The sequence below is a fragment of the Cellulomonas sp. NPDC058312 genome, from assembly GCF_042880135.1.
Classification (GTDB): domain Bacteria; phylum Actinomycetota; class Actinomycetes; order Actinomycetales; family Cellulomonadaceae; genus Cellulomonas.
This window is the reverse complement of sequence record NZ_JBHVZE010000002.1, coordinates 87490-99964: the sequence shown is the minus strand read 5'-3', so window position 1 is coordinate 99964 and position 12475 is coordinate 87490. Positions and strand designations below refer to the sequence as shown.

Genomic DNA, 12475 nt, shown 5'->3' with positions numbered 1-12475 from the left:
GTCGGCGGGTCGGTCGAGGTCGAGGGTTTCAGCCGAGGTCGAGGGTTTCAGCCCCGTTCCGGCGGCGAAACCCTCGACCTCGCCGGGTGCGGTGCTACGGGGTGCCGAGGGCGTCCAGGGCGCGGGTCAGGGCCTCGGTGCCCTCGCGGGGGACCGGGAGGAGCGGGGCCGGGAGCAGGCCCAGGTCGACGCCGGTCAGGGGCGCGAGCGCGTGCACGGCGCGCGGGCCGCCGAGGGCGGCGACGAGCTCCGCCACAGGGGTCAGCCGGGCCATCAGCGCCCGGGCGCGGTCCGCGTCACCCGCGGCAGCCGCCGTCGCGACCGCGACGTACCAGTCCGGCAGGACGCTCGCGAGCCCGGAGTGCCAGGTGCGCGCCCCGGCGAGCAGCCCCTCCACGCCGAGGACGTCCCCGGAGCAGCCGATCTCGACGTGCGCGGGCACGGAGGCGGCCAGCGCGTGCACGCGGTCGCGCAGCTCGCCGACGTCGCCGCCACGGTCCTTCACGCCGCCGACGCCGGGGACCTGGGCCGCGCGGGCCAGCGCCTCGACGCCGAACCTGAAGCTCGTGCTCACGGGGTTGTGGTAGATCCACACCGGCACCTGCGCCGCACCGGCGACGTCCTGCACGAGGCCCAGCACCTCGGCGTCGGTCAGCGGCAGGTACGCCAGGGTCGGCAGCAGGACCGCGGAGACGCCCGCGCGCTCGGCGACGATGGTGTGCACGACGACCTCGTCGGTGGTGAACGCACCGACCCCGGCGACGACCGGCACCCGACCGGCCGCGGCCACGACGGCAGCCTCGACGACCCGCCGCCGCTCGGCCGCGGTGAGGTACGGGTAGCCGCCGGTGCTGCCGAGCACGGCGACCCCGGACGCCCCCGCGGTGACGGCCCGGTCGACGAGCTGCTCGAGCGGCTCGGTGAGCACCTCGCCCTCGGAGCCGCGCGGGGTGGGCAGGTAGGCGACCAGGGGTCCGAGGAGCGACATCGGCCCAGCGTAGGCCGGTGCCCGTCCGGGTGGTCGGTCCGGCTCACTGGAAGTCCCGGGACGTGGTGGCGACGCTGAGCGACAGCGGGGTCAGGTGCTCGGCGATGAGGTTGGTCGCGCCGTCGGCGCGCTCGAGACGCCCACGGACCACCAGGGCCCGGGAGGTGCGCGCGACCTTGCGGAACCGCTGCCAGAGCCCGGTGCTGCACACGATGTTGAGCAGCCCGGTCTCGTCCTCCAGCGACAGGAACGTCACACCGCCCGCGGTCCCGGGCCGCTGCCGGTGGGTGACGACCCCGGCGACCGCGACCCGGCGGCCCGCCTCGTGCCGGAACGCCTGCTCGACGCGCAGGACCCCGGAGGCGTCCAGGCCCTCGCGCACGTGCTGCGTCGGGTAGGAGTCGACGGTGATGCCGGTGGCCCACACGTCTGCGACGGCCAGCTCCAGGGTGCTCATGCCGGGCAGGGTGGGCGCCTGGACGCCGACGGAGACGCCCGGCAGCGTGTCGGGTCCCTCCTGGGCGAGCGCGCCCCCGGCCCACAGCGCCTCGCGGCGGGTCACGCCGAGCGGCTCGAGCGCGCCGCCGGTCGCCAGCGCCTCGAGCTGCGCGGTGCTGAGCTCGACCCGGCGGACCAGGTCCCGCAGGTCCGCGAACGGGCCGTGCGCGTCCCGCTCGGCGACGACGCGCATCGCGACCTTCTCCCCCACGTTGCGCACCGACGCGAGCCCGAGGCGCACGGCGAGCGACCGGCCGGGGTCGCCCGGCTGGTCGGTGGTCGGCACGTCACCGGCGCCACGCCGCGGCGGGCGGACGGGCGCGGTGCCGGACGGCAGCGGCACGAGGCGCGGCTCCCCACCGGGCGGCTCGGGCGCGACCCGCTCGACGATCGCCTGCACGCCGGAGCGCTGCACGTCGGGCCGCAGCACCCCGACGCCGTGCCGCCGGGCGTCGGCGACCAGCGACTGCGGCGAGTAGAAGCCCATCGGCTGGGCGGCGAGCAGCCCGGCGTAGAAGGCCGCCGGGTGGTGCACCTTGAGCCAGGAGCTGGCGTAGACGAGGAACGCGAAGGAGTACGCGTGCGACTCGGGGAACCCGAAGTCGGCGAACGCCTTGAGCTTCTCGTAGACCTCCTCCTGGACCGGGACCGGGATGCCGTTGCCGGTCATGCCGGCCATCAGGCGGGCACGCAGCGCCTCCATCTTCTCGATGCTGCGCTTGGAGCCCATCGCCCGACGGAGCTGGTCGGCCTCGGCCGGCGTGAAGTCGGCGACGTCGATCGCCATCTGCATGAGCTGCTCCTGGAACAGCGGGACGCCGAGGGTCCGGGCCAGCGACTTCTCGAGCTTGGGGTGCAGGTAGGTGACGGGCTCGCGGCCCTGGTAGCGCTCGATGTACGGGTGCACCGAGCCGCCCTGGATCGGCCCGGGGCGGATGAGGGCGACCTCGACGACGATCGCGTAGAAGTTCCGCGGCTGCAGGCGGGGCAGCGTGCCCATCTGCGCGCGGGACTCGACCTGGAACACCCCGACGGTGTCCGCGGCGCACAGCAGGTCGTAGACCAGCGGGTCCTCGTCGGGCAGGCGGTGCAGCTCGGGGCGGGGGCTGCCGTGCCGCTCGACCTCGTCGAACGCGAGGCGCAGCGCGGTGAGCATCCCGAGGCCCAGCAGGTCGAACTTGACCAGCCCGGCGTCGGCGCAGTCGTCCTTGTCCCACTGCAGGACGGTCCGGCCCTCCATGCGCGCCCACTCGACGGGGCAGACCTCGATGACCGGGCGGTCGCACATCACCATGCCGCCGGAGTGGATGCCGAGGTGCCGGGGCAGGCGCAGGAACCGGTCGGCGAGGTCGATGACCTGCTCGGGGATCTCGTCGAGGTCGCTGGCCGGCGGCGGCCGGTGCGCGGGGACGACGTCGTGCCGGTCGGCGGTGGGCTCGCCGGCGGCGGGCTCGTGGTTCCAGCCCCAGACGACGCCGTCGGGGTCGCGGCCCTGGGCGGCGTACTGGGCGCCGGCGGCGGGGCCCGAGGCGCTGGGCGTGGCGGGGCCGGACGTGGCGGGGCCGGGCGCGGCGGGGCCCGGTGTCGTGGCGCCGAGGGCGGGACCGCGGTTCTCCCCCGACCACCAGGGGTGCTGCGGCTGCGGGCCGCGCAGCGTCCCCCAGCGCTCGATCGACTTGCTCCAGGCGTCCTGCTGCCCGACGTCGTAGCCGAGCGACCGGGCGGCGTCGCGGACGGCGGACCGCGCGCGGTAGGAGATGACGTTGGCGACCTGCGCGGCGTGGGTGCGGCCGTGCTTGGCGTAGACGTACTGGATGACCTCCTCGCGGCGGCCGGACTCGATGTCGACGTCGATGTCGGGCGGCCCGTCGCGCTCGGGGGCGAGGAACCGCTCGAACAGCAGGCCGTGCTTGACGGCGTCGACGGCGGTGACCTTGAGCGCGAAGCAGACCGCGGAGTTCGCGGCCGACCCCCGACCCTGGGCGAGGATGCCGTTGCGGTGGCAGAAGTCCACGAGGTCGTACACGACGAGGAAGTACCCGGGGAACCCGAGCTGCTCGATCACGCGCAGCTCGTGCTCGAGCTGCGCGTACGCGCCGGGGACCCGCTCGGCGTCGGGCGGCCCGTAGCAGTCGAGCGCGCCGCGGCGGACGAGCTCGCGCAGCCACGTGGCCTCGGTGTGCCCGGCCGGGACGGGGTACGGCGGCAGCCGCGGCGCGACGAGGTGCAGGTCGAACGCGCACTCGTCGCCGATCGCGGCGGCGTTGGCCACGGCGTACGGGTGCCGGCGGTGCCGGTGCAGCATCTCCGTCGCGGAGGCCAGGTGCGCGGTCGGGGCGCCCGGCAGCCAGCCGTCGAGGTCCTCCATCGAGGACCGGGCGCGCACCGCGGCGAGCGCCATCGTCAGGTCGGCGTCGCGCGGGGTCGCGTAGTGCACGTTGCCGGTGGCGACGAGCGGCAGCCCGGCGTCGCGGGCCAGCGAGGCGAGGGCGTCGACCGTCTCGGAGTCGAACGGCCCGCCGCCGTGGGTGGCCTCGACGGCGACGTTGTCCCGGCCGAACAGCGCGACGAGCCGGTCGAGCTCGACCCGCGCCCGGTCGACGCCCGCCGTCGTCACCCCGGGCTGCCGGCCGGCGTCGGTGAGCGCGCGGCGCACCGGGCCCTTGCGGCAGCCGGTGAGCACCAGCCACTGCCCGGCGGCCTGCTCGGCGAGCGACTCCATCCGGTACTCGGCAGCGCCCTTGGTGCCGGTCGCCAGGTGCGCCTCGGCGATGGTGCGGGACAGCGCCCGGTAGCCGTCGGGGCCGCGGGCGAGGACGGGCAGGTGCAGGGCCCGCGGGTCGGGGACGCCGGTGGGCGGGTCGAGGACGTCGGGGCCGCCGACCCCCGGGACGGGCAGGTGCAGCTCGGCGCCGAACACGGTGGGCAGCCCGACCTCGCGCGCGGCCTCGGAGAACCGCACGACGCCGTAGAGGCCGTCGTGGTCGGTGAGCCCGAGCGCGCTGAGCCCGAGCCGTCGGGCCTCGGCGGCGAGCTCCTCGGGCTGGCTGGCGCCGTCGAGGAAGCTGAACGCCGAGTGCGCGTGCAGCTCCGCGTAGCGGGGGGTGTCAGTCATAGACGGCCTCGCAGGTCCAGCCCTCCGGTCGGCAGGCGAGCAGCAGGGCGCGCCCGTCCCCCAGCGTGACCTGCAGGTGGACGCGCAGGCGGGCCTGGTCGGGCGACCACCAGCGCTCGGCGAGCGGCCACGGCCCGGCCCAGCCCGCGACGTCGTGGTCGGCGGCGGGCCGACGGTCGGTGCGGGGCGTGCGCACCCGTGCCGGGACGCCGCTCATGGCGAGCCGCTGGTCGAAGGTGACGGGTCGGCCCGCGGCGTCCAGCACCTCGACCGCGGCGGGCTGCGCCGGGACGGTCGCGGGTGCGGGCGACGGCAGGTGGCCGGGCCAGGGCCGGTCGACGGGACGCGGCGCGACGGCCTGCGCCCCCCAGGGCTGCAGGTGCACCTGGTCGCGCACGTCCCGGCCGCCCTGCAGCGCGGCCGTGAGGACGCCGTCGCCGCCGAGCAGCCCCTGCACCCGGTCGAGCGCCCGGTGCGCGCGCAGGTCCCCGCCGGACGGACCGCCCCAGAGCCGGCCCTGCTCGGCGCCCGCGGGCGCGACGTCCTCCGCGGTGATGGCGAGCGTGACGAGGCCGACCGGCTCGCCGTGGTCCTCGGGCTCGGTGCCGCCGCCCCGCTCCGCCGCCGCGGCGGTCAGCCAGCCCTCGAGCTGCCAGCGGATCCGGTCGGTGATGCGCGCGGCCGACAGCCCGCCGAGGCCGCCCAGGTCGGTGCGCCAGGTCCGGGTGAGGTCGGTGCCCTCGTCGGTGCGGGCGGTGATCCGCAGCCGGGCGCAGGTGACGGAGTGGTCGGTGAGCAGGGTGTGCAGCTCCTCGGCGAGGCGGCGGCCGGCGAACGTGGCGACGTCGACGCGCTGCGCGGGCGGGTCGAGGACGGTCGCGACCTCCAGGTCGGTCTCCGGGCGGCGGCGCGCGGGCGGGCGCAGGTCCTCCCCGCGGACCAGGGTCCACGCCCAGGACCCCCACGTGCCGAACCGGGCGTGCACGTCCCCGGCGTCGAGCGCGGCGAGGTCCCCGAGGGTGCGCAGGCCGAGCCGGCGCAGCAGGTCCACCAGGTCGGCGACGGCGCGCAGGGCCTCGTCGGTCACGGCGGCCGGGGCCAGGTCGTCGACCGGACGCGGGGCGAGGTACGCGCGGGAGCCACCGGGGGCCACGACGTCGTCGGTGCGGGCGGCGAGGACCGCGGCCAGCAGCCCGTCGGCGGTGCCGACCTGGCACTCGTGCCCGGTGCGCTCGGCCACCGCCGACACCAGCCGCTCGGCCAGCACCTCCTCCGTGCCGTGGAACCGCGCCGCGCCGCCGGCGGGCAGCAGCAGCATGCCGGGGCGCACGACCTCGATGCCCGCGACGACGGTCTCGGTGGCCGCGGCCACCGGCTCGAACAGCCGGGCGTCGCGGTCGTCGTCGGCGGGCAGCAGCACGAGCTCGGGGCACACGGCCTGCGCCTGCCGGCGGCGCATCCCCCGGCGCACGCCCTGGGCGCGGGCGAGCGCGGAGACCGCCACGAGACGCGCGCCGGACTGCACGGCGGCGGGCAGGTGCGGGGGCACCTCGGCCGCGCGCACGGCGGCGCCGACCGGCCAGTCCGGCACCCACAGGACGGTGGTCCGCGTGCTCATCCGACCAACCTCAGACCGGGCGCCGGCGCCTCGACGACCGGCCGCGCGGGACGGTCGGGGATGCCGTACGGGTCCGCGCCGACCTCGAGCGGGAGCACGACGCGCAGGTCCTGCGCCTGGCCGGCGCTGCCCCGACCGGTGCGGGTGACGTGCAGCTCGTGGGCGCGCAGGCGCCCGTCCCCGTCGCCGACACCGGTCCAGCGGCCGCCCTCCACGGTGAGCACCGTGCCCGCACCGGACCACGGGGCCGTCGACAGCAGCACGGAGCCGCGGTCACGGGCGCGGGCCATCAGCCGACGGCGGTCGGAGTCGGCCAGGTGCGCGGCGGGGCCGACCACCACGACGTCGATCCCGTCGAGCAGCGCGGCGACCACGGTGGGGGTGTCCACGCCGGGCCGCGGCACCACGGCGAGCCGGTCCAGCGCGACCCCGGACTGCGCGGCGGCGAGCAGCCCGAGGCTGGGCTGGCCCACGACGGCCGCCCACGCCTCCCGCGCGGTGCAGGCCGCGGCGATCATCGCGAGCACGAGCGACGTCGAGCCGAGCACCGCCGTGGTGCTGCCGCGCCGCAACCCGTCGGGCAGCAGCGGCGCGAGCGCCGGGGGCACCGCGAGGGGTGGCCGGTCGGTGAGCAGCACCGACCCGCGCGACGCCCGGACGGGGGCGGTGGCGGGTGGGGGCGTGCTCGGCGCGCCGACCGGCGGACCGGGCGGGGCGGGCAGGTCGGGGACCGCCACCGGCCCGGACGGCGAGGCCGGCCGCGGCACGGTGCGGGTGGTCGACGGGCGGGGCACGGCCCGGACCGGCTGCGCCCCGGCGAGCGCCGCGGTCCCCTGGACCAGGCCGACGGCGCTCGGCGCCGGAGCGGCAAGGGCCGGTGCGGCCGGCGCCGGTGCGGTCGGGGCCGGAGGGGCCGGTGCAGCCGGGGCCGTGTCGGCCACCCGTGCCAGGCTGCGCGCGCCGGTGCGCAGCTCGGCGGACGCCAGGGCGGCCCGCGCCCGGGCGATCCGGTCCTCGTGGCTCACCGCCCCCACCCCTCTCCTCCGGTCGCGCGGCCGGGTCGACATCCTTCGAACACGTGTTCGATTGTGCCAGTAGACGCTGACACTCCCGGACCCGTCAATCCGAGTTCACCCACCTGGGGACGACGCCCGGCGCGCCTCCGAGGACCGCCCGGACACTCCTGCCCGACTCCCCCGCGCGAACCCCCGTGCACCCCCGCTCCCGCGCCCGACGAGAGGTCACGACACGCTGGACGACGCCGCCCTGGACCCGCGTGTCGTGACCTCTCGTGCTCCACACGGGGGGCGGGGGCATGATGGCGAGCGGCACGCCCGTCCGTGTCCCCGACGCGCCCCCGGCGCCCGCACCGAGGAGGACCCTGCATGGCCGTCTCGCTGACCCGTCCCGTCGCCCCGGAGCCCTACGACCTGCTGCCGCCCGTCGCCGCGTTCGACGTCGCGAGCGTCGACGTCACCCACGGCGAGCCGCTGGCCGCCACGTTCGCCGCCGACGGCGAGGACCTGTCGCCCGCGCTGGAGTGGTCGGGGTTCCCGGAGGGCACGCGCTCGTTCGTCGTGAGCTGCTTCGACCCCGACGCGCCGACCCCGGCGGGGTTCTGGCACTGGACGGTCGTGGACGTCCCGGTGAGCACGACCTCCCTCCCCCGCGGGGCCGGCGCCGAGGCCGGTGACCTGCTGCCGGCGGGTGCGTTCCAGCTCCGCAACGACGGTGGCTCGACCGGGTACGCCGGCGCCGCGCCGCCGCCCGGCGACCGGCCGCACCGGTACGTCTTCGCGGTGCACGCGCTCGACGTGGAGCACCTCGACGTGCCCCCCGACGCGACGCCGACGGCGGTGGCGTTCACCGCCCTGTTCCACACGCTGGCCCGCGCGGTGATCGCCCCGACCTACCAGCGCTGACCAGCGGGACCCGACCCGGCGACGCCGGCGGTCGCGGGCCCCGGCCTCAGCCCGCCGACGCCGCCAGGTCGAGCACCATCCCGGTCGCCCCGGGCGCGACGTCCCGGAACCCGAGCGACTCGTACAGCGCCCGCCCCGGCGGGTCCGCGACCAGGGTGACGTACGCCCCCTGCGGCGCCCGGGCCCGGACGTCGTCGAGCAGCCGCGTCAGGACCCGGCGACCGAGCCCGCGGCTCTGGTGCGCGGGGTCGGTCGCCATGTCCGCCACGAGGAAGTACCAGCCGCCGTCGCCGACGACGCGACCCATCGCGACGACCCGCCCGTCGGCGGTGCGCACGTGGCACCAGGACCAGCTCCCGGTCAGCGCACCGGCTCCCTGGTCGGGCCGCTTCGGCGTGAGGCCGGAGTCGCGGCGCAGGCGCAGGTACGCGTCCAGCGGCGGCGCGGCGGGGACCAGCACGTAGGGGTCGGCCGCGAACGGGTCGGCGGGCGGTGTCACGTCGGTCACCCGACCATCCTCGCGCAGCGCCCGCCCCGCGCCGGGAGGCGCCCGCCCCGCCCCGCGCAGGTGGGTAGCCTGCGGGGATGCCGCTCACGCTCGGATCCCTGACCTGGCTGCGTGCCGTCGACCGTCTCGACCTGCTGGCCGGGCCCACCGCCGCGGCGGTGTCCGCCTGGGCCGCGGCCGACCCGGCGGTGGCCGACGCCGTGCTCGTGACGGAGATCGACCCGGAGCTCGCGGACACCGCCGCGATGACCGAGGCGTACGCCCTGCCGCTGGTGGTCTCGGCGAACTGCGTGCTCGTCGCCGGCCGGCGCGCGGGCGAGGAGCGGGTCGCCGCGGCCGTCGTGCGGGCGACCACCCGCGCCGACGTGAACGGCGCGGTGAAGGGCCTGCTGGACGTGCGCAAGGCGTCGTTCCTGCCGGTGGACCGGGCGGTCGAGGAGTCCGGGATGGAGTACGGCGGGATCACGCCGCTGGGACTGCCGTCCGGGTACCGGGTGCTGCTGGACGCCGGCGTCGCCGCCGCGGACCCGGACGCGGGCGGCACGGTCGTGATCGGCTCGGGGCTGCGCCGGTCGAAGATCGCCCTGCCCGGGTCGCTGCTGGCGACCGCGCCCGGCGTCGAGGTGGTCGGGGGCCTGGCCCTGGCCTGAGCCGCGACCCCCGCTCGGCGCGCGCGTCGGGTGCCCCGCGGTTAGCGTCGTCGCACGGGAGCACCCCGGCGCGCACCGCCACCCGGACGCTCCCGGCCTCAGGCAGACGGGGCCGCGCACCGCCGCGCGACCCGCGGCAGCGAGAGAGGCCACCATGCGAGCACCCACCCCCCGCGGGCCGTTCAGCACCGCCGTGCTGACGAGCCTGACCTCGGGCTCGGTCGACCCCGCGCTCCCGGAGCGGGCGGCAGAGGCGGTGGACGGCGTCCCGGACCTGCTGGTCGACGACGACGTCCAGGTCGCGCTGACGATGCTGTACGAGCTGCACCACCAGGGTCTGGACGGCGTCGACGACGCCCTCGAGTGGGACCCGACGCTGCTGCGGGCCCGCGCGGTGCTCGAGGCGCGGTTCGAGGCGCAGCTGCGCCGGGACGTGCAGGTGCCGGCGGACCTGGTCGCCGACCTGGAGGCGCGCGCCCCGGTCGAGGGCCTGGGTCCGGCGGTCGCCCGCGCGCTGTTCGACCTGACGAGCCGCGACGACGGCCCCGGCCTGTCCGCGTACGTCGCGCGGAAGGCCACGGACGACCAGCTGCGCGAGCTCCTGGTGCAGCGGTCGGTCTACCAGCTCAAGGAGGCCGACCCGCACACCTGGGCGGTCCCGAGGCTGGCGGGCGTGCCGAAGGCCGCGCTGGTGGAGATCCAGGCCGACGAGTACGGCGGCGGGCGTCCCGAGCGGATGCACGCGGCGCTGTTCGCCCGCACGATGCGCGGGCTCGGGCTGGACGACACGCACGGTCGGTACGTCGACGACGTGCCCGCGATCACGCTGGCCTCGGTGAACATGATGATGATGTTCGGCCTGCACCGGCGGCTGCGGGGCTGCGTCGTCGGCCACCTCGCGGCGTTCGAGATGACGTCGTCCCAGCCGAACCGGCTGTACGGCAACGGGTTCCGGCGGCACGGCTACGACGCCGACGTGACGTGGTACTTCGACGAGCACGTCGAGGCGGACGCGGTGCACGAGCAGATCGCCGGGCGGGACCTCGCGGGCGGGCTGGTCGAGCAGCAGCCGGACCTGCTCGGCGACGTGCTGCTCGGCGCGGCGGCGTGCCTGGCGGTCGACGGTCGCGTCGGGGCGCACCTGGTGTCGAGCTGGTCGGCGGGCGTCACCTCGCTGCGCCGTCCCGGGGCGCAGGGCACCGCCGTGGCGGGTGCGGCGTGAGCGGCGTCGGCCACGACGCGCCCGTGGTGCTGACCGCCTGCCCGGACGGGCCGATCCTCGTGCGCGGGGACGTCGAGATCCGTGACGCCGCGGGTCGGGCGGTGCCGCGCCGGCGGTCGACGGTCGCGCTGTGCCGGTGCGGGGCGTCGGGCATCAAGCCGTTCTGCGACGGCTCGCACAAGGCCGTCGGCTTCCGCACGGACGACGAGGTGCCCCGCCCGCCGGAGCCCGACGCGCACCCGGCGTGACCTCCGGCACGGTCGGCGGCCGGGCGGTGCGGGCCCGGCGCATCACGCCTACGGTCGGGAGGGTGACACCTCGAGCCGCCGACTCCCCCGACCCCGGTCGGGCGCCCGCGCACCCGACGGCCCGGCACGCGTCGGGCGGCCGCACGACCCGGCCCGGCGCCTCCCGCACCCGCCCCGCACCGCGTGGCTCGGACGCGTCGTCGCGCGAGCCCCGCCCCGTGGACGCCGTGGTCGTGGGCGCGGGCCCGAACGGGCTGGCCGCGGCGGTGACCCTGGCGCGCGCGGGGCTCGAGGTCGTGGTCCTCGAGGCGCAGGGCACGGTCGGCGGCGGCGCGCGCACCCTCGACCTGGGCCTGGCCCCGGGCATCCGCCACGACATCTGCTCGGCCGTGCACCCGATGGCGTGGGCGTCGCCGTTCTTCCGGGCGCTGCGGCTGCACGAGCGCCTGGAGATGCTGACCCCGGAGGTGTCGTTCGCGCAGCCGCTCGACGGCGGCCGCGCGGGGATCGCCTACCGGGACCTGGAGCGCACCGCCGCCGGTCTCGGCGCCGACGGGGACGCGTGGCGGCGGCTGTTCGGGCCGCTGGGCGAGCGCTGGCGGGACGTCGTGGGCCTGGTGCTGGGCGACCACCGGAGCGTCCCGCCCGGCGCGGGCCCGCGCACGGCGGTCACCGCCGCCCGCCTCGGCCTCGGGGTGCTGCGCAACGGCCAGTCCCTGGTCCCGTCGTCGCTGCGCACCGAGGAGGGCGCCGCGCTGCTCACGGGGGTCGCCGGCCACGCGATCACGCCGCTGCCGTCGCTGGCCGCCGCGGGCACCGCGGTGCTGCTGACCACGCTCGCGCACACCGGTCAGGGCTGGCCGGTCCTGCGGGGCGGGTCGCAGGCGATCGTGGACGCGCTGCTCGGCGACCTGGTGCGGCTCGGCGGGCGGGTCGTCACCGGCCACCCGGTCGCCCGGCGGTCCGACCTGCCCCCCGCCCGCGCCTACCTGTTCGACACCGGCCCGCGCGTCGTCGCGCAGGTGTTCCACGACGCGATGCCGCCGCAGCTCGCGCGGGCCTACGCGGGCTTCCGGTACGGCAACGCCGCGGCCAAGGTCGACCTGGTCGTCGACGGGCCGATCCCGTGGACCCACCCGGAGGTCCGCCGGGCCGGCACCGTGCACCTCGGCGGCACCCGGGACCAGGTGGTGGCCGCCGAGCGCGAGGTCGCCCGCGGCCGGCACGCCGAGCACCCGCTGACCCTGCTGTCGGACCCGGCCGTGGTCGACGGCACGCGCGCGGCGGGCGGGCGCCGGCCGGTGTGGGCGTACGCGCACGTCCCGGCGGGCTCCGACGTCGACCCGACCGAGGCGGTGCTGCGGCAGGTCGAGCGGTTCGCCCCCGGGTTCCGGGACACCGTGGTGGCGCACCGGTCGATCCCCGCCGCACGGCTCGCCGAGCACGACGCGAACCTGGTCGGCGGCGACATCTCCGGCGGCGCGATCTCGGTGTGGGGCATGGCGACCCGGCCGGCGCCGCGGCTGGACCCGTTCTCCGCGGGCGTGCCCGGGGTGTACCTGTGCTCGGCGTCGGCGCCCCCCGGTCCCGGCGTGCACGGCCTGTCCGGCTGGTACGCAGCCCGGCGCGCGCTGCGTCAGGTGTTCGGGCGCACCGACGACCTCGACCCGACCGTCTGAGCGGGCACCCCGTCGGGCGCCCGCGCC

General features: G+C 77.7%; 10 protein-coding genes. 5 read left to right on the top strand and 5 right to left on the bottom strand.

The features are described 5' to 3' along the window. Positions 1-94: 94 nt before the first annotated feature. Genes ACFVXN_RS04795 through ACFVXN_RS04780 form a run of 4 tightly spaced genes read right to left on the bottom strand, consistent with a single transcriptional unit; the run spans position 95 to position 7244 of the window. Positions 95-988, bottom strand: coding sequence for a dihydrodipicolinate synthase family protein (locus tag ACFVXN_RS04795; RefSeq protein WP_389228142.1), 894 nt, complete (start codon positions 986-988; stop codon positions 95-97). A 43-nt stretch (positions 989-1031) separates the two neighbouring features. Then, on the bottom strand, positions 1032-4601 hold the full coding sequence (locus ACFVXN_RS04790) for an error-prone DNA polymerase (RefSeq protein ID WP_389228139.1): 3570 nt from the start codon (positions 4599-4601) through the stop codon (positions 1032-1034). Beyond that, positions 4594-6219: a DNA polymerase Y family protein gene (locus tag ACFVXN_RS04785; protein ID WP_389228136.1), complete on the bottom strand. Its 1626-nt coding sequence runs from the start codon at positions 6217-6219 to the stop codon at positions 4594-4596. The genes ACFVXN_RS04790 and ACFVXN_RS04785 overlap by 8 nt, the downstream gene beginning before the upstream one ends. Beyond that, a complete protein-coding gene (locus ACFVXN_RS04780) occupies positions 6216-7244 on the bottom strand; it encodes a hypothetical protein (RefSeq protein ID WP_389228133.1) in 1029 nt (342 codons plus the stop codon). Before ACFVXN_RS04780 ends, ACFVXN_RS04785 begins: the two co-directional genes overlap by 4 nt. 360 nt (positions 7245-7604) lie before the next feature. Here ACFVXN_RS04780 and ACFVXN_RS04775 point away from each other — a divergent pair, with 360 nt between their 5' ends. Beyond that, positions 7605-8141 carry a YbhB/YbcL family Raf kinase inhibitor-like protein gene (locus ACFVXN_RS04775; protein WP_389228130.1) on the top strand — a complete coding sequence of 179 codons (537 nt, stop codon included), beginning with the start codon at positions 7605-7607 and terminating at the stop codon, positions 8139-8141. 46 nt (positions 8142-8187) lie between these two features. Here the strand turns inward: ACFVXN_RS04775 and ACFVXN_RS04770 are convergent, their stop codons facing one another. Beyond that, a complete protein-coding gene (locus ACFVXN_RS04770) occupies positions 8188-8649 on the bottom strand; it encodes a GNAT family N-acetyltransferase (protein ID WP_389228127.1) in 462 nt (153 codons plus the stop codon). Positions 8650-8726: 77 nt separating this feature from the next. Here ACFVXN_RS04770 and ACFVXN_RS04765 point away from each other — a divergent pair, with 77 nt between their 5' ends. The 4 genes from ACFVXN_RS04765 (at position 8727) to ACFVXN_RS04750 (ending at position 12448) form a co-directional block, all read left to right on the top strand. After that, positions 8727-9299, top strand: a complete 573-nt coding sequence (locus ACFVXN_RS04765) for a YbaK/EbsC family protein (protein WP_389228124.1) — start codon at positions 8727-8729, stop codon at positions 9297-9299. 154 nt (positions 9300-9453) lie between these two features. After that, entirely contained in the window at positions 9454-10521 is a 1068-nt protein-coding gene (locus tag ACFVXN_RS04760) for an iron-containing redox enzyme family protein (protein ID WP_389228121.1), read from the top strand. Then, positions 10518-10769, top strand: a complete 252-nt coding sequence (locus ACFVXN_RS04755; protein WP_389228118.1) for a CDGSH iron-sulfur domain-containing protein — start codon at positions 10518-10520, stop codon at positions 10767-10769. The genes ACFVXN_RS04760 and ACFVXN_RS04755 overlap by 4 nt, the downstream gene beginning before the upstream one ends. Positions 10770-10987: 218 nt before the next feature. Beyond that, positions 10988-12448 (top strand): phytoene desaturase family protein, encoded by a 1461-nt coding sequence (locus tag ACFVXN_RS04750; RefSeq protein WP_389230464.1) that lies wholly within the window; start codon positions 10988-10990, stop codon positions 12446-12448. The last annotated feature ends 27 nt before the right edge of the window (positions 12449-12475 follow it).

Excerpts from the sequence above, each read along its gene's own strand:
- ACFVXN_RS04795 (WP_389228142.1), bottom strand. The coding sequence starts at position 988 with ATGTCGCTCCTCGGACCCCTGGTCGCCTACCTGCCCACCCCGCGCGGC.
- ACFVXN_RS04790 (WP_389228139.1), bottom strand. The coding sequence starts at position 4,601 with ATGACTGACACCCCCCGCTACGCGGAGCTGCACGCGCACTCGGCGTTC.
- ACFVXN_RS04775 (WP_389228130.1), top strand. The coding sequence starts at position 7,605 with ATGGCCGTCTCGCTGACCCGTCCCGTCGCCCCGGAGCCCTACGACCTG.
- ACFVXN_RS04765 (WP_389228124.1), top strand. The coding sequence starts at position 8,727 with ATGCCGCTCACGCTCGGATCCCTGACCTGGCTGCGTGCCGTCGACCGT.
- ACFVXN_RS04785 (WP_389228136.1), bottom strand. The coding sequence starts at position 6,219 with ATGAGCACGCGGACCACCGTCCTGTGGGTGCCGGACTGGCCGGTCGGC.
- ACFVXN_RS04760 (WP_389228121.1), top strand. The coding sequence starts at position 9,454 with ATGCGAGCACCCACCCCCCGCGGGCCGTTCAGCACCGCCGTGCTGACG.